Origin of the sequence: Exiguobacterium antarcticum DSM 14480 (assembly GCF_000685865.1) — a bacterium.
GTDB classification, from domain to species: domain Bacteria; phylum Bacillota; class Bacilli; order Exiguobacteriales; family Exiguobacteriaceae; genus Exiguobacterium_A; species Exiguobacterium_A antarcticum.
In genome coordinates, this window is sequence record NZ_JMKS01000005.1 from 356,828 (window position 1) to 374,211 (window position 17,384).

Annotated in this window: 16 protein-coding genes; 14 read left to right on the forward strand and 2 right to left on the reverse strand. The window is 47.6% G+C overall.

The window, feature by feature from the left end; all coding sequences use genetic code 11:
- Positions 1-28: 28 nt before the first annotated feature.
- Both P404_RS0113120 and P404_RS0113125 read left to right on the forward strand, forming a co-directional pair.
- Complete coding sequence (locus P404_RS0113120; protein WP_026831003.1) at positions 29-640, forward strand: ComEA family DNA-binding protein; 612 nt, start codon at positions 29-31, stop codon at positions 638-640.
- Positions 640-2,799: a DNA internalization-related competence protein ComEC/Rec2 gene (locus P404_RS0113125; protein WP_026831004.1), complete on the forward strand. Its 2,160-nt coding sequence runs from the start codon at positions 640-642 to the stop codon at positions 2,797-2,799. The genes P404_RS0113120 and P404_RS0113125 overlap by 1 nt, the downstream gene beginning before the upstream one ends.
- A 35-nt stretch (positions 2,800-2,834) precedes the next feature.
- On the opposite strand, the gene P404_RS18280 is transcribed toward P404_RS0113125, so the two are convergent.
- Positions 2,835-2,996, reverse strand: a complete 162-nt coding sequence (locus P404_RS18280; protein ID WP_012369678.1) for a YqzM family protein — start codon at positions 2,994-2,996, stop codon at positions 2,835-2,837.
- Between the two features lie 102 nt (positions 2,997-3,098).
- Between P404_RS18280 and holA the strand changes: the two genes are divergently transcribed.
- Positions 3,099-4,100, forward strand: coding sequence for a DNA polymerase III subunit delta (holA, locus tag P404_RS0113135; protein ID WP_014969759.1), 1,002 nt, complete (start codon positions 3,099-3,101; stop codon positions 4,098-4,100).
- Positions 4,101-4,112: 12 nt separating this feature from the next.
- Positions 4,113-4,550: a GNAT family N-acetyltransferase gene (locus P404_RS0113140; protein ID WP_014969760.1), complete on the forward strand. Its 438-nt coding sequence runs from the start codon at positions 4,113-4,115 to the stop codon at positions 4,548-4,550.
- A 107-nt stretch (positions 4,551-4,657) separates the two neighbouring features.
- Here the strand turns inward: P404_RS0113140 and rpsT are convergent, their stop codons facing one another.
- Positions 4,658-4,918, reverse strand: coding sequence for a 30S ribosomal protein S20 (gene rpsT, locus P404_RS0113145; RefSeq protein ID WP_014969761.1), 261 nt, complete (start codon positions 4,916-4,918; stop codon positions 4,658-4,660).
- 233 nt (positions 4,919-5,151) lie between these two features.
- Between rpsT and lepA the strand changes: the two genes are divergently transcribed.
- From lepA to rluF, 10 genes are all read left to right on the forward strand, one after another.
- Positions 5,152-6,975, forward strand: a complete 1,824-nt coding sequence (gene lepA, locus P404_RS0113150) for a translation elongation factor 4 (protein WP_014969762.1) — start codon at positions 5,152-5,154, stop codon at positions 6,973-6,975.
- 66 nt (positions 6,976-7,041) lie between these two features.
- On the forward strand, positions 7,042-8,187 hold the full coding sequence (gene hemW / locus P404_RS0113155) for a radical SAM family heme chaperone HemW (protein ID WP_014969763.1): 1,146 nt from the start codon (positions 7,042-7,044) through the stop codon (positions 8,185-8,187).
- 331 nt (positions 8,188-8,518) lie between these two features.
- Positions 8,519-9,556, forward strand: a complete 1,038-nt coding sequence (gene hrcA / locus P404_RS0113165) for a heat-inducible transcriptional repressor HrcA (RefSeq protein ID WP_014969765.1) — start codon at positions 8,519-8,521, stop codon at positions 9,554-9,556.
- Between the two features lie 24 nt (positions 9,557-9,580).
- Positions 9,581-10,144: a nucleotide exchange factor GrpE gene (gene grpE / locus P404_RS0113170; RefSeq protein ID WP_014969766.1), complete on the forward strand. Its 564-nt coding sequence runs from the start codon at positions 9,581-9,583 to the stop codon at positions 10,142-10,144.
- A 55-nt stretch (positions 10,145-10,199) separates the two neighbouring features.
- Positions 10,200-12,026, forward strand: coding sequence for a molecular chaperone DnaK (dnaK, locus tag P404_RS0113175; protein ID WP_014969767.1), 1,827 nt, complete (start codon positions 10,200-10,202; stop codon positions 12,024-12,026).
- Between the two features lie 134 nt (positions 12,027-12,160).
- Positions 12,161-13,267: a molecular chaperone DnaJ gene (gene dnaJ, locus P404_RS0113180; protein WP_014969768.1), complete on the forward strand. Its 1,107-nt coding sequence runs from the start codon at positions 12,161-12,163 to the stop codon at positions 13,265-13,267.
- 23 nt (positions 13,268-13,290) lie between these two features.
- Positions 13,291-14,238: a 50S ribosomal protein L11 methyltransferase gene (gene prmA, locus P404_RS0113185; protein WP_014969769.1), complete on the forward strand. Its 948-nt coding sequence runs from the start codon at positions 13,291-13,293 to the stop codon at positions 14,236-14,238.
- Between the two features lie 4 nt (positions 14,239-14,242).
- Complete coding sequence (locus P404_RS0113190; protein ID WP_026831005.1) at positions 14,243-14,989, forward strand: 16S rRNA (uracil(1498)-N(3))-methyltransferase; 747 nt, start codon at positions 14,243-14,245, stop codon at positions 14,987-14,989.
- Positions 14,990-14,994: 5 nt separating this feature from the next.
- Complete coding sequence (gene mtaB / locus P404_RS0113195) at positions 14,995-16,329, forward strand: tRNA (N(6)-L-threonylcarbamoyladenosine(37)-C(2))-methylthiotransferase MtaB (protein WP_026831006.1); 1,335 nt, start codon at positions 14,995-14,997, stop codon at positions 16,327-16,329.
- 337 nt (positions 16,330-16,666) lie between these two features.
- The gene (rluF, locus tag P404_RS0113205; RefSeq protein WP_014969772.1) at positions 16,667-17,362 is read left to right on the forward strand and encodes a 23S rRNA pseudouridine(2604) synthase RluF; all 696 of its coding nucleotides are present in this window, start codon (positions 16,667-16,669) and stop codon (positions 17,360-17,362) included.
- The last annotated feature ends 22 nt before the right edge of the window (positions 17,363-17,384 follow it).

The following is a 17,384-nucleotide window of genomic DNA, read 5'->3' on the forward strand; positions in this document are numbered from 1 at the left end:
ATACAGTCGAAAGACAGGAGGGATACTGATGACGATTCCACGCTTACAACAATTTGCTACTGGAGCAGTAGTCGTGTTACTACTTATCGTATTATTCGTTCCACTGCCTTCTTGTTCGAACGAAGCGCTTGTTGAAAAACCAGCGATCGTCAAACATGAACAGGATGCACAGGCGGAAGATCAATCAGAAGAGCAGCTTCTCCAAAAAAAAATCATGGTCGACATCAAAGGAGCCGTAAAACGTCCCGGACCGTATTCCTTCCGTCTCGGGGACCGGGTTCAAGATGCCGTCAAGCGAGCAGATGTGACAGCGGAAGCAGACACCCATCAATTGAATCTAGCTGCACGTTTGATTGACGGTCAGGAGTTGATTGTTCCGACTAAAAAGAAGGGACGGTCGTCCAAGTCCAAGTCACCGGAAAAAACGGCGGCCGATGTCCCGAAAGGACTGCTTGACTTGAATGCGGCGACGGAAGAACAGTTATTAGAAGTCCCTGGTATCGGTCCGGCGAAAGCAACTGCGATTTTACAATACCGAGAGGATAAGGGTGGATTTGCGACATATGCAAATTTAGGGGACGTCAAAGGCTTTGGACCGAAGACGTTGGAAAATCTGAAAGCCTATTTGATTGTCTACTAATGCCTCTATTTCCTTTGTTTTTTATCATTCTGCTCATTGCCTGCAAAGAATCCCTCTGGTTCGTCGCGGTGCTCGCAAGCATCGGAGTCCTCAAAGCATGGTCGCTGTCGACGTTTCATCTACTGACAATCTGTGGACTGAGTCTGCTTTTCCTGTTTCATGTCGTCACGCCTCCCACGTTAAAAGAAATCACGGTCATCGACATCCTTGATGCCAAACAGAACGGAGACCGGATTCGTTATCTGGCAGAAGCGCAAACACAAACAATCGTCGTCGCGGCAACGCTTGATGATGCAACGCATCTTGATTACGAACGGATTGGACAGCGCTGTGAGGTGACGCTAAAAGAAGTACCTGTCCTGCCGAGGATGAACGAGGGTGGTTTTGATGAGGCACGCTGGATGCGGACAGAACAGTTACGAGGGAAGTATGAGGTCGAACAGTGGGGAGACTGTTCCGAGACACCGGGATATGAAGCGAACGGACGCCGCATTCGACAACGATGGATGGCGCGGATTGAGCAACTTCCCATCAAACAAGCCCTTTATATCGAAGCACTTGTCTTAGGAGAAGACCGTCTGATGGATCAGACGACGCTAGAGCGGTTCAAGAAGTTTGGATTACTCCACGCCATCGTGATTTCCGGCTCGCACATCGCGTTTTTGATTTGGACGATGTTATGGGTCTTAAAGAAGCTCCGATTGACAAGGGAGCGTCGATACGAGTTCCTCTTAGCATTGTTACCGCTGTACGGTTGGTTGACAGAATGGAGTCCTCCGGTGACACGTGCTGTATGTGTCGCGATGTTCCTCTTGTTTTGCTATCGCATCAGCCGCCGACCGGACCCTTTGATGGTCGTTGCTTGGGTAGCGTCCCTTCAATTAGCGGTCTCCTTTACTAGCTTATATGATGTTGGTTTTCAATTGACGGTGGGGTTAACGATTTTTCTCTTATTGTCCCGTAACTTGTGGGAAGGCATCCCTCGTCCGTGGAACTGGTTGTTGATCAGTATGTGGGCACAAGTCATGACGAGCCTGTTTTTACAACTAACGGAGCAGACGGAACTTTCCGTCTGGTCTCCAGTGTTGAATATCGTCTTAGGGGGATGGATTGAATGGATCATCCTACCGCTGTCGTTTCTCGCGAGTGCGACCATCTTGCTGCCAACGTCGACGACGATCATTCCTCTTCATGGTCAAGCCATTTCATTACTCGATCAGTCCTTAGCATGGGTAGAACGATTACCGTTGTCTTCGCTAGCACTGCATCTGTTACCACTCCCGCTCTGGGCGGCTGTCGTAGCTGGTGTGTTTTCGGGGTGGTGGGTAGCTGAACGCAAATGGTTCGGGCATGTGATCCCGCTACTGTGCCTCGCATTAGCGAGTACATGGATGGATGTGCGGACAGGGGAACGGATTACCTTTCTTGATGTCGGACAAGGGGACAGTACGGTCGTCGAAAAAGACGGGGAGACGTTTGTTGTCGATACAGGCGGTGCGTATTCACTCTCGAAACGCCCTCCTTTACGCCCCTTCGATCCAGGTGGGCAAATCGTCGCTCCTTTTCTGTATACACGATCTGAGAAGCAAATTGACGGTTTGATCCTGACCCACGCCGATCACGACCATATCGGTGGTCTTGTCGGACTACTGCAGAAAGTACAGGTTGATACGATTTACCTGGGACGATACGATAACGAAGACGAGAAACGACAAGAATTGGTCAAAACGATTGAAGCGACGGGGGCACGAGTTGAATTCGTCCGATCCGGGCAACGGATTCGCCCCTGGTTGCGTGTCCTTGCTCCGCGAGGGAGTGAGGAGGAAGAAAACGACCGTTCGATCGTCCTGCTGGCCGATGTCGCAGGAAAGCGGGTTTTATTGACAGGAGATGCCAGTGTCGATGAAGAGGAGGAGTGGTCAGTCGGGAAAGTAGACATCCTGAAAGCCGGACATCATGGTTCAAAGACATCGACAGGAAAAGAATTGTTGGAACGGACTGACCCGGAGATCGTCATCATTTCAGCCGGACGAAACAATCGGTATGGTCATCCCCATGCAGAAGTACTGGAGCGAATAAGAGGTCGGACCATCATGCGGACCGATCAAGAAGGAATGATAACTTGTTCAGCAACGGGTTGTGAACCTATGCTAAAATAAAAAACAGCAACCCCCCAAGGTTGCTGTTTTAGTGATTATAGACTTAAGAATTTGATTACAACGCCAATGATGAACAAGACTGCGAAAAAACCGAACGATGCGCCAAAACCGACGGCAGAGTCAAGCGCGTCATTACGTTTTGATTGAATATCGTTTTCAAACGCATTCTCACTTGGTGGGCGTACTGAATGTGCCATGCTGCATTCCCCCTAAAAATAGATTCCGCTTCTAGTATAGCGGAATAAAAGAGGATTATCTATGATGAAGTTAAGAACAAACTGTGAAATGTGGTGGGGAAGATGAAAACTCCTTGGCTTGTCAACGGAAAACTGGCGAACCTTTATTTATTATACGGAACTGAACGGCACCTTTTGGAAGAATGGGAACGTGAAATCGTGAAAGCTGCCTTGCCGGACGGCGAGCGGTTTGATTATATGAAAATCGATTTGAATGACCAGCCGCTCGATGCCGTACTCGATGAAGCAGAAACCGTTCCTTTTTTGAGTGACTACCGTGTTGTCATTGCAAAACCGGCGACTTTTTTAACGGGAGCAAAAGATAAAAAAACACATAACGTCGACCGGTTAGCGGAATACATCATCAAACCAGCTGATTATGCGATCGTCGTCCTGATTGTCGAAGCTGAGAAACTGGACGAACGTAAGACGATCGTCAAACGTCTAAAAGATCGTGCGGTATTGCTTGAAGCGAAAAAACCAACAACGGAAGAATTATTTCGTTTTGTGATGGACGCGGTTAATGACAAAGGATATCGAATGGAACGCCCGGCCATCGAACGACTGATTTTTTTGACGGGTGAGATGTGGGCGACGCTGACACATGAACTGGATAAACTGATGCTGTATGCAGGAGATCATCCGACGATTGAGCTGGAGGATGTGAATCTACTTGTCCCGCGGACGTTGGAAGACAATGTATTTCAATTGACCGATTATTTGATGAAACGCCAACTCGAACCAGCGATTCGTTTGATCCGTGATTTAGAGAAGCAAGGTCAGGAAGTATTGGCTTTACTTGGATTGATGGCGCGTCAATACCGGATGATGCTCTTAGCGAAACGGTTAGCCGAGCAAGGTTATGGAGAGCGACAAATCGCTTCGAAAGTCGGTGCCCATCCTTATGCCATCAAACTGGCATTACAATCCGGAAAACGATTTACGTTCGCCCAGCTCGAACAAGCCTTGATTGCCATTACGACGACGGACGAAGGGATGAAGACCGGACGAGGCGATAAACGCATTTTATTTGATGCGCTCGTCGTTCGATTAGCAACTTTGTAAGGAGGAGATTACGTGGAAATTCGAATGATCCAAGCATCCGAAGTGATTCCGCTTCGACATGAAGTCTTACGTCCGCATCAACCGATCGAAGCATGTATGTATCCGGATGACCATGCGGAAGAGACATTCCATCTCGGTGGAATCAAAAATGGGCGTGTTGTTGCAATTGGTACATTTTCAAAACGTTCGTTTGAACAAGATTCTGAATTGACGTATCAATTGCGCGGGATGGCGACGAGTCCTGATGTTCGGGGTGAAGGGTTCGGGAAGGCATTGATTGAAGAAGCGCGAAACGTGTTAGTCGAACGACAAGCGCGTGGTTGGTGGTGTAATGCCCGACTCGTGGCAGTTCCATTCTACGAGCGGATCGGGCTGACCATCGCAAGTGAATCGTTTGAAATTGAAGGAATTGGCCCGCATCATGTGATGGTCGATCGATTTAAAGCTTGAAGAAAACCACCTGACAGTACTCTGGCCAGGTGGTTTTTAGACATAAAAAAATCACCACTGGAGCAAGCTCCAAGTGGCGATCGATCACTGTATTCTTCAGAAAAGAATTAAAGTGCGTTTACGAGTTTAGCGAGACGTGATTTGTCACGACCAGCTTTGTTGCTGTGGATAAGACCTTTAGCAGCAGCTTTGTCGATTTTCTTAGACGCTGTGTTGAAAGCTACGAGCGCTTGCTCTTTGTTGCCTTCAGTAGCGAAAGTTTCGACTGCTTTGATTGCTGAACGCATAGACGATTTACGTTGTACGTTAGCGACGCGGCGTTTTTCAGCTGTTTTAACACGCTTGATTGCTGATTTAATGTTAGCCATGGATGATTCACCTCCAAGAAAACTCATTCGAGATTTATATTCGCATATCTGCATTTATCGTTCAACAGAACAAACACAATTGTAGCAAACGTTTTTCTTAAAAGCAATAACAGCTCTAGGGTTTCTTTGGATTTTTGTTTTTTGGGAAAACAAAACGAGATGGTACACCCCGTGTGATTTTTGGTATAATGAAGCGTATGTACGTTTGACTATAAGGTAAGGTGACTATAAACATGAATAATGCAGACCGTTTAAAGCGGCAAAAAAGTATTCGAAATTTCTCGATCATCGCCCATATTGACCACGGGAAATCGACGCTTGCAGACCGTATTTTAGAAAAAACAGGTGCTTTGACATCACGCGAAATGAAAGATCAGACGCTGGATGCGATGGACTTGGAACGTGAACGTGGAATTACCATTAAATTGAATGCCGTCCAGTTGAAGTATACGGCAAAAGATGGTGAGGAATATATCCTCCATCTGATCGATACACCGGGACATGTCGACTTCACATATGAAGTATCACGCTCGCTTGCTGCTTGTGAAGGCGCTGTACTCGTCGTCGATGCGGCGCAAGGAATCGAAGCCCAGACGCTTGCAAACGTCTATTTGGCGCTTGATAACGATTTAGAAATCTTGCCGATCATCAATAAGATCGATTTACCGTCGGCGGATGTAGAACGTGTCCGTCAAGAAATCGAAGACGTCATCGGACTCGATGCGTCTGAAGCTGTTCCGACGTCGGCGAAAGCCGGAATCGGAATCGAAGAGATTCTCGAACAAATCGTCGCAAAAGTTCCGGCACCAACAGGAAATCCGGAAGCACCACTCGAAGCGTTGATCTTTGATTCATATTATGACGCCTATCGTGGTGTCGTGGCATCGATTCGTGTCGTCAACGGGACGGTGAAAATCGGTGATAAGATTCGTATGATGTCGACAGGAAAAGATTTTGAAGTCCTTGAACTGGCCGTATCGACACCAAAACCACTTCGTCAGAAGGAATTGACAGTCGGAGACGTTGGAACATTATCGGCGTCCATCAAAACGGTTGGAGACGTCCGGGTCGGAGATACGATCACGCTTGCGAAACAGCCAGCTACTGAGGCCTTACCGGGCTATCGGAAAATGAATCCGATGGTGTACTGTGGTCTCTATCCGATTGATGCAGCACGTTACAATGATTTACGGGAAGCGCTCGAACGTCTTCAGTTGAGTGATGCGGCCCTCGAATTCGAGCCGGAAACATCACAGGCTCTTGGATTTGGTTTCCGCTGTGGATTCCTTGGTATGCTTCACATGGAAATCATTCAGGAACGGATTGAACGTGAATTTAACATCGATATGATCACGACGGCGCCATCGGTTATTTATCATGTGACGACGACGGCTGGGGAAGTTCTCCACGTCGATAACCCGTCGAAGATGCCAGAACAACAAAAAGTCGAGTTCATCGAAGAACCTTACGTCAAAGCGGCTGTCATGACGCCAAACGATTATGTCGGGGCGATCATGGAACTGTGTCAAAAGAAACGTGGGACGTTCATCGATATGGAATATATCGATACGGCACGGGTCAAAATCACATACGAACTCCCGTTGTCGGAAATCGTTTATGATTTCTTTGATCAGCTGAAGTCGAGTACAAAAGGATATGCATCACTTGACTATGAATTGATCGGGTACCAGCAGTCACGTCTCGTCAAGATGGACATCCTCTTGAACAATGAAAACGTCGATGCCTTGAGCTTCATCGTTCACCGTGATTTTGCGTATGAACGAGGTAAGGTCATCGTTGATAAATTAAAAGCATTGATCCCACGGATGCAATTTGAAGTACCGATTCAAGCAGCGGTCGGAACGAAGATTGTCGCCCGTTCGACAATTAAAGCGTTGCGGAAAAACGTTCTTGCGAAATGTTATGGTGGAGATATTTCACGGAAACGTAAATTGCTTGAGAAGCAAAAAGAAGGTAAGAAACGCATGAAGATGGTAGGCTCGGTAGAAGTGCCGCAAGAAGCCTTCATGTCGGTTCTATCGATGGATGAAGATTGAGGAAATAAACCAAGGGGGCGTCTAACGCACCCTTTTTCTGTTTAAGTTGAGAAAGGATGAGGCGAAATGACACCACGCGCCGCATATGTCCACATTCCATTTTGTGAACATATTTGTTATTACTGTGACTTTAATAAAGTATTTTTAAAAAACCAACCGGTCGCCGAGTATCTCGATGCGTTAGAACGGGAAATCGAACTCACGTTACAGCAGTACCCAACCGACCGCCTCGAAACGATTTTCATCGGCGGAGGAACGCCGACCGCGTTGAATGAACCCCAGATGCAACGGTTGATGGACATCATTACAAAACATTTGCTTCCGTTAACGGATGAGACGCTTGAATATACGGTCGAATCGAACCCGGACGGCGTCTCACCCGAAAAACTCGACATCATGAAAGCGGGAGGGGTCAACCGGGTCAGTTTTGGTGTCCAGTCGTTTGACGACGGATTGCTCGAGCGGATCGGACGGACACACCGGGAGGCGAAAGTCGCGGAGACGCTTGATCACGCAGCGAAACGGTTTGATAACATTTCCGTCGATCTGATGTTCGGACTACCGAATCAAACGCTCGAACAAGTTAAATACGATGTCGAACGGGCTTTACGGTTGCCGATCACCCATATCTCATCCTATTCCTTAATCCTTGAGCCGCATACGGTCTTTGCGATTCAAGAACGCAAAGGAAAGTTACCTTTGCCGACACAGGATTTAGAAGCCGATATGTATCGCTTGATGATCGAGACGATTGAAGCAGGTGGCTTAAAACAATATGAAATCTCGAACTTCTCCTTACCGAATCGGGAAAGTCGTCATAACCGGGTTTACTGGGAGAATGACGAATACTACGGATTTGGGGCTGGTTCCCACAGTTACATCAATCAGACACGTCGGGCGAACATCGCACCGATTCCACACTACATCAAAGCGGAAGGGTTACCGGTCCGTAATGAAACACTGTTGACGATAGTCGAACGGATGGAAGAGGAAATGTTCCTTGGTCTCCGGATGAAGGAAGGCGTATCCGAGAAACATTTCGAACACAAGTACGGACTGTCCCTCGACAAAGTGTTTGGGAAAACGATTGCGAAGTTATTGCCACGCGGATTAGTCGAGCGGACAGCGACACACATCCGCTTGACGGATGCAGGTGTACCGCTCGCCAATGAAGTGTTTGCCGAGTTCATCGGGGAAGCGGAGATGGAATAACGAAAAATCAGCACGATGACAGGTTCAATTTCGACAACAAAACGGCGTCCATACGAAAGTATGCAGACGCCGTTTTATTTTTTGGATTTTCGCAAGAAGTATGCTGTTGTTCCAAGGACTGCGATGAAGACCCAGACGAACACGCCGGCCATTGCAAACAGTTCTAACATCTCACTCCTCCTTTTGGTTGTTTGTTTCACTGTATCGCAGAATGGGAAAGTCTTCAAAGGGTTCAGCAAATTGGTTGACATCATTTCCGGGATTCCTTATAGTAAAGATGTAATTAGCACTCGTTAAAAGTGAGTGCTAACAAAATAAGGTGGTGAAGAAGGTGCTGACGGATCGCCAATTGTTGATTTTACGTGCAATCGTCGATGATTATATCAAAACCGCTCAACCCGTCGGCTCACGGACGCTCTCGAAACGGAGTGACGTGACGTTCAGTTCCGCGACCATTCGAAATGAGATGGCGGACCTCGAAGAGATGGGATTGATTGAGAAGCCACATACATCTGCTGGCCGAATCCCATCCGAGCTTGGATATCGATTTTATGTCGATCATCTGATTCGTCCGGAAAGCATCTCACCGCAAGAGGCAAAAGCATTAAAATCGTTATTTGCCCATTCCGTGAATGAAAATGATCGGTTGATCAGACATACAGCGGACCTGTTGAGCGAATTGACCCATTATACGACGCTTGTATTAGGACCAAAAGAAGAAGGGCAACGCCTCCATCACTTAGAGTTGATTCCGTTAGCGGAAGGACGTGTCGTCATCGTTCTCGTGACCGAAACGGGGCATGTCGAACATAAAACCCTTCAGTTAGCAGAAGCACTTTCACGAGAGGCAGCAAGTCGCCTGATGGAACGGTTGAACCAAACGTTGCGCGGTACACCGCTGAGTCAGCTTCGTGTACGTCTGTTAGAAGAAATCAGACGGTTTCGTTCCGAACATTCGGAACAGACGACGTTGCTGTCAAAAGCACTTGATATCGTCCTGATGGATCAAGACAACGAACGTCCGTTGATTTATCTGGGCGGTAAAGCAAATATGTTTGACCAACCGGAATTTCAAGATGTCGCCAAGTTGCGACCTGTTCTTGAGTTGATTGAACAACAGGAAGCATTGTTTGATTTCTTGAGTCCGAATCTCGATAATCAGATTTTGATTACGATCGGTAGTGAAAACAATGTCGATGCCCTGAAGGACTGTAGTGTGATTCGTGCGCATTATTCCGTAGACGGGATTTCGCTTGGCACACTTGCGCTGATTGGTCCAAAACGGATGGATTACAATCGAGGCATCAATTCGATCATTCATCTTCTCCAAGCATTCCAAACCGAGTTGCGTAAAAACAGCTTGGATTGAATATAGAAAGGGGCTCGATTCAGAGTGGAAGAAAAAGAGCAGAATCAAAACCTCAATAATAATGAAGAAGTTACCGAACAAGCAACAGAAACAGTCGAAGTAACGGAAGAAGAGGTCGTTCAAGCTGATCTCGTCGAAGAAACACCGGCTCCTGATTTTGAGGCACAACTTGCGGAAGCAAAAGCGTCAGAGTTACGTCTTCGGGCAGACTTTGATAATTTCAAACGCCGGAACCGGATTGAAGCAGAAAACCGGGCGAAGTATTCTTCGCAAGCGATCGTCGAGAAATTACTCCCGCTCGTCGACAATTTAGATCGTGCACTTCAGATTGAATCAGACAATGAAGAAACGAAATCTGTTTTAGCGGGTGTTGAGATGGTCAAACGACAATTGGTTGAGACGCTTCAAAATGAAGGTGTCGTTGAGATTCCTGCCGTTGGCGAAGCATTTGATCCAAACTTACACCAAGCTGTCGTTCAAGAAGCAAGTGACGAACATGAATCAGGCGTCGTCACGGCCGAGTTCCAAAAAGGGTACAAGTTACACGATCGTGTCATCCGCCCAAGTATGGTTAAAGTCGCAGAATAAATAAGAGTACCATCTGGTTTCACTACACTAACTATTCGAAGGTGAGGAATTTATCATGGCAAAAATCATTGGTATTGACTTAGGAACTACAAACTCATGTGTCGCAGTAATGGAAGGCGGAGAGCCTGTCGTTATCGCAAACGCAGAAGGAAACCGGACAACACCATCTGTCGTTGCCTTTAAAAACGGCGAACGTCAAGTCGGTGAAGTCGCAAAACGTCAAGCGATCACAAACCCAAACACAATCATGTCGATCAAACGTCACATGGGAACAGACTACAAAGTCGAGGTTGAAGGTAAGGACTACACACCACAGGAAGTCTCAGCCATCATTCTTCAAAAATTAAAAGCCCAAGCAGAAGACTACCTCGGTGAAAAAGTTACAGAAGCGGTCATCACGGTTCCTGCTTACTTCAACGATGCAGAACGACAAGCAACAAAAGATGCAGGTACAATCGCTGGTCTTGACGTTAAACGGATCATCAACGAACCGACAGCAGCAGCACTTGCATACGGTCTTGAAAAAGGCGAAGACCACACGATCTTGATCTATGACTTAGGTGGCGGTACGTTTGACGTCTCGATCCTTGAACTGGGTGACGGTGTCTTTGAAGTTGTTTCAACAGCTGGTGACAGCCGTCTTGGTGGAGATGACTTTGACCAAAAAATCATCGACCATCTTGTCGCAGAATTCAAAAAAGACAATGGAATCGATCTTGCTCAAGATAAAATGGCACTTCAACGTTTGAAAGATGCTGCTGAAAAAGCGAAAAAAGACCTGTCAGGTGTTTCTTCGACACAAATCAGCCTTCCATTCATCACGGCTGGCGCAGCAGGTCCACTTCACCTTGAAATGACATTATCACGTGCGAAATTTGACGATCTGACTGCTGACCTCGTCGAACGGACGATGGCACCAACACGTCGCGCACTTAGCGATGCTGGCATGACTCCAGATAAAATCGACAAAATCATCCTCGTTGGTGGATCAACACGAATCCCAGCGGTTCAAAAAGCAGTTCAAGACTTCACAGGCAAAGAATCATTCAAAGGCGTTAACCCGGATGAAGTCGTTGCTCTTGGTGCAGCAGTTCAAGGTGGCGTATTGACAGGTGACGTCAAAGACGTTGTTCTTCTTGACGTGACACCACTCTCACTCGGAATTGAAACAATGGGTAGCGTGATGACGAAACTGATCGATCGTAACACGACGATCCCGACTTCTAAATCACAAGTCTTCTCGACAGCAGCTGACAACCAGCCAGCCGTTGATATCCATGTTCTTCAAGGGGAACGTCCGATGGCGTCTGACAACAAAACGCTTGGTCGCTTCCAGTTGACAGACATTCCGCCAGCACAACGTGGTGTACCACAAATCGAAGTTAAATTCGACATCGATGCAAACGGAATCGTTAACGTATCAGCCAAAGATCTTGGTACAAACAAAGAGCAATCAATCACGATCCAATCATCAAGCGGTTTGACTGAAGCGGACATCGACCAAATGGTCAAAGATGCAGAAGCGAACGCAGATGCGGATAACAAACGTAAAGAAGAAGTGGAACTTCGTAACGAAGCCGATCAACTTGTCTTCGCGACAGATAAAGCAGTCAAAGATCTCGGTGAGCAAATTGACGCAGCTGACAAAGAAAAAGCAGAAGTAGCAAAAGAAAAAGTCACAACTGCCCTTGCGGGAACAGACATCGAAGCGATTCGTACGGCAAAAGACGAATTGTCGACAGTCGTTCAAGAGTTGACACAAAAAGTCTACGAAAACATGGCTCAACAACAAGCGGGCGCTGAAGGCGCACAAGCTGGTGGACAAGATGACAACGTCATGGACGCAGAATTCGAAGAAGTCGACGACAAAGACAACAAATAATTCAATCGACCGATCTTTCGGGCGCTAGAGAGAGCCAAAGCGTAATCCGCGCTTTGGCTCTTTCCATGTCGCATGAAGTTCGGTAAAATCAAACAGTATGAAATGAATCGGAACCAAAGAGAGGAAGAATGCACGTGGAAAAACGCGATTATTATGAAGTCTTGGGCGTCGCGCGCGATGCCTCAGCAGCAGAAATCAAACGAGCTTACCGAAAGTTAGCTCGTACGTATCATCCGGACGTCAATAAAGAGGCGGATGCCGATCAAAAATTCAAGGAGCTTTCTGAAGCATACGAGGTGTTATCGGACGATAATCAACGCGCCCGTTATGATCAGTTTGGTCACCAAGATCCATCACAAGGTGGAGCTGGCTTCAGCGGAGCTGAAGGATTTGGCGATATCTTTGATATGTTCTTTGGTGGCGGTCGCCGTCAAGATCCGAACGCACCACGTAAAGGACAAGACCTCCAATATGTCGAAGAAATTGACTTCATGGAAGCTGTCTCGGGTGTCGAGAAAGTCATCACGATTCCAGTCGAAGAGGATTGTGGCACTTGTCACGGTTCAGGCGCTAAACCAGGCACGCATCCAGAAACGTGTAAGCGTTGTGGTGGATCTGGTCACATCAACGTTGAACAAAACACGATGTTTGGTCGTGTCGTGAACCAAACAACATGTTCGACATGTCACGGACGAGGTCAAATCGTCAAAGAACCATGTGAAACATGCCGTGGTGCCGGTCGCGTTCGTAAAAACAAAGATGTTCGTGTCAAAATTCCAGCAGGGATCGATAACGGACAACAGATTCGTCTTGCTGGTAAAGGAGAAGCAGGCGTCAATGGTGGACCGTTTGGTGATCTGTACGTCGTCGTCCGTGTCCGCGAACATGAATTGTTCGAACGGGTGGATGATCACATCGTCATGGACATGCCACTGACATTTGCCCAAGCGACACTTGGGGATGAAATCGAAGTGCCGACCGTTCATGGAAAAGTGAGCCTCAAGATCCCAGCAGGCACACAAACCGGATCACGTTTCCGTCTGCGGGGCAAAGGGATGCCAAACGTGCGTTCAGGACATCAGGGGGACCAATACGTCAATGTCGTCATCATCACGCCGAAAAACCTGACTGATCGTCAAAAAGAGTTACTGCGTGAATTTAATGAAATCAGTGATGAAAAAGGTGTCGAGGAACAACACGAAGGCGTATTCAGCCGAATCAAAACATTCTTTACAGGGTGATCACTAAAGGAGCGTGACAGATAATGAAATGGTCGGAAGTCAGTGTCCATACGACACAAGAAGCGATCGAGGCAGTCTCGAATATTTTACATGAAGCAGGAGCGAGTGGGGTCGTCATCGAGGATGTAGAGGATTTCGAAGTGATGTCACACCGTGAAGATAACTTCGGTGAAATTTGGGATGAGAAGAAACGGGACGAATATCCGGATAGCGGCGTCCTCGTCAAAGCGTATCTTGCAGAAAGTAGCGATTTGACGGATACGATCAAAGGAATCGAACGTGATATTCAAATGCTGACGAAATTCGGTCTGACGATTGGTGCAGGAACTGTCACGCTCACTCAAGTGGATGAAGAAGACTGGGCACATTCGTGGAAACAGTTTTATAAACCGGTCAAGATCAGCCGGCATTTGACGGTCGTCCCGATGTGGGAGGACTATACACCACAACCGGATGAGAAGATCATCGAACTGGATCCCGGAATGGCATTCGGAACCGGAACACATCCGACGACAGTCCTCTGTATTCAGGCGATCGAAAACTATCTCCAAGACAACGACCGGGTCGTTGATGTTGGTACGGGTTCCGGTGTCCTGGCGATTGCAGCGGCTAAACTCGGAGCAAAAGACGTCTTTGCGCTTGATTTAGATGAAGTCGCGGTTCGTTCGGCAACGGACAATGTGGCATTAAATCAAGTCAGTCAACAAGTCACCGTCCGTCAAGGCGATTTGATGAAAGAACTGAAAGAACCGGTTGAGTTGATTGTCGCGAATATCTTAGCTGAAGTCATCTTATTGTTCGTAAACGATGCCTATGAACTGACTTTGCCGGGCGGTCACTTCATCGCTTCCGGCATCATTGGTCAGAAAAAAGACATGGTGCGTGACGCGATGGTGGAAGCCGGATTCACAATTGTCGAAACGACGAAGCTTGAAGACTGGGTCGCAATCATCGCGAAACGTGAGGCTTAAGCCGATGCAACGATATTTCGTCGAACAGACCGCACGTGCGGGAAACACCTTTACACTGTCAAAAGACGACGCCCATCATATGAAAAACGTCATGCGGATGGATGTCGGTGATGAGATTTTAGTGTTGGACGGAACAGGACTGTTTCGTTGCCGACTTGAGCAGCTCGAAAAGCAAACGGCCGTCGCGGAAATGATTGAAGAATTGCCAATCGAGACGGAACTCCCGATCCACGTGACGATTGCTTATGCGTTACCGAAGGGTGATAAGATCGAACTCGTGGCACAAAAAGCGACCGAACTTGGAGTTCATCAACTACTTGTTTTTGAATCGGCCCGTTCTGTCGCCAAATGGGACGCCAAAAAAGTTCCGAAAAAGCTGGAACGACTCGAAAAAATCGTCAAAGAAGCAGCAGAGCAATCATACCGGGCGCACTTGCCGACGGTTGAGTATGTGACGTATGATGAAGTCCTACAAAGTACTACTGATTATACGGCGTGTCTGATTGCCTATGAAGAATCGGCGAAAGAAGGGGAGGCGTCAGCCTTCGCTTCTACGCTGTCGCGGCTTCAGTCCGGCGACTCCTTATTGGTTGTGATTGGTCCGGAAGGTGGACTGACGGAAACAGAAGTAACGCGTTTAACCGCTGGTGGTTTCGTGCCGGCATCACTCGGACGACGGATTTTACGGACGGAAACGGCACCACTCTATGTCCTGTCCGCCGTATCGTATCATTTTGAATTGAAAGGGTGAGTGAAATGGCAACTGTTGCCTTTCAAACGCTTGGTTGTAAAGTCAATCATTACGAGACAGAAGCCGTCTGGCAACTGTTCAAGGATGCGGGATATGGACGTGTTGACTTTGCAAATCATGCCGACGTTTATGTCGTCAATACATGTACAGTAACAAATACGGGCGACAAAAAGAGCCGCCAAGTCATCCGACGGGCCATCCGTCAAAATCCAGACAGTGTCATCTGTGTCACCGGTTGTTACGCCCAGACATCTCCCGCTGAAATCATGGCGATTCCCGGGGTCGATGTCGTCGTCGGGACGCAGGACCGGCACAAGATGATTGGTTACATCGAACAATTCCGCGAAGAACGGATGCCGATCAACGCCGTCGGTAACATCATGAAGGCAAAAGTCTACGAAGAACTCGACGTCCCGGCATTTACGGACCGGACGCGGGCTTCTCTGAAGATCCAAGAAGGTTGCAACAACTTCTGTACGTTTTGCATCATTCCTTGGGCACGCGGTCTGATGCGTTCACGTCAACCGGAAGATGTCTTGAAACAAGCACAACAACTAGTGGATGCGGGCTATAAGGAAATCGTCCTGACCGGTATTCACACGGGCGGTTACGGGGAAGACCTCAAAGACTATAACTTGGCGAAATTGTTAAAAACGCTGGAGTCCGTGACAGGTCTCGAACGGCTTCGGATTTCTTCGATTGAAGCGAGTCAAATCACAGATGAAGTACTGGACGTCTTAAAAGATTCGCCGATCGTCGTCCGGCATCTCCATGTTCCGATTCAATCGGCATCGGATACGGTCTTGCGCCGGATGCGCCGGAAATACACGATGGCGGAGTTTGGTGAACGGATTACTCGCTTAAAAGAAGTCTTGCCGGATTGTGCGATCACGTCTGACGTCATCGTCGGTTTCCCGGGGGAGACGGAAGAAGAGTTCATGGAGACGTTTAACTTCATCAACGATCACAAGTTCAGCGAACTGCATGTCTTCCCGTATTCGAAACGGACCGGAACACCGGCTGCGATGATGGAGGATCAAGTGGATGAACACGTGAAAGAACAACGTGTCGCTCGGTTGATTGCCTTATCGGATCAACTGGCGAAAGAATATGCTTCGAAATACGAGGGAGAACTGCTTGAAATCATTCCGGAAGAATTTTCGGAAGAAGCAGGGGGTCGTCTCGTCGGCTATACCGACAATTACTTACGTGTCGCGATCGAAGGGGACGAATCATTGATTGGTCAACTCGTTCGTGTCAAAATCACTAAAGCGGGTTATCCGATGAACGACGGACAATTCGTCCGCGTCATGGAGACATTAAAAGAACAAGCGATCTGAAATGGGGGCTGACTCAAAAGTCATCCTCTACAAAGATAAGGGTGGCAGAATAATAATCTGCCACCCTTATCTCGTAAAAAAAAGAATTACTCGTTACACGCAACTCCTACAGGAAAAAGCGCATTTTTGCGCTGTCAGAGACAAACAAGACCAGCTTTCCTGCCTGAATGAGGCAGGAAAACTGGCTTGTGTCTCGCCTGAGGAAAGGGCGTGAAAAGACGAGTAATTCTTTTTTTGAGTCAGCCCCTTATTTTTGGAGTGACAAATTATTTTGTTTTCAAGTAACGGATACGCTACACTGAGTAAAGATTATAAAAGAGAAAGAGGACACAAACTTATGCGAATCAATAAATTCATCAGTGAAACAGGATATTGTTCCCGGCGGGCTGCCGATAAATTAATCGATGCCGGACGTGTGACGATCAACGGAAACGTGGCCGAGCTCGGCTCGCAGGTCGAAAAAACAGATGCCGTCGAGATTGATGGACAACCGTTACAAGCGAAGCCGGAGCTCGAGTATTTGATCTTAAACAAACCGGTCGGGATCACGTGTACGACAGAGCGTGACATCGAAGGCAACATCATTGATTTCGTCAATCATCCGAAACGGATTTTCCCGATTGGGCGACTCGACAAAGATTCCGATGGATTGATCATCTTGACGAACGATGGGGATATCGTCAACCGGATTTTACGGGCGGAAAACAACCACGATAAAGAATACATCGTAACGGTCGACGCACCGATTACGGAAACGTTCATCGAAGGTATGGCGAGCGGCGTCGACATTCTTGGAACGACGACGAAGGAATGTGTCGTTGAACAGCTCGAGTCGCGGACGTTCCGAATCGTTTTGACACAAGGGCTGAACCGGCAAATTCGCCGGATGTGCAAAGAATTTGGTTACCGGGTCAAACGCCTGCAACGTGTCCGGATCATGAACGTCGAACTCGGTGATTTACCGATTGGTGAATGGCGCGACTTGACGGAGTCAGAAATGAAGACATTGTTCCAGATTCTTGATCAACAATAAGCTGAAAAAGTCGCCATGATGA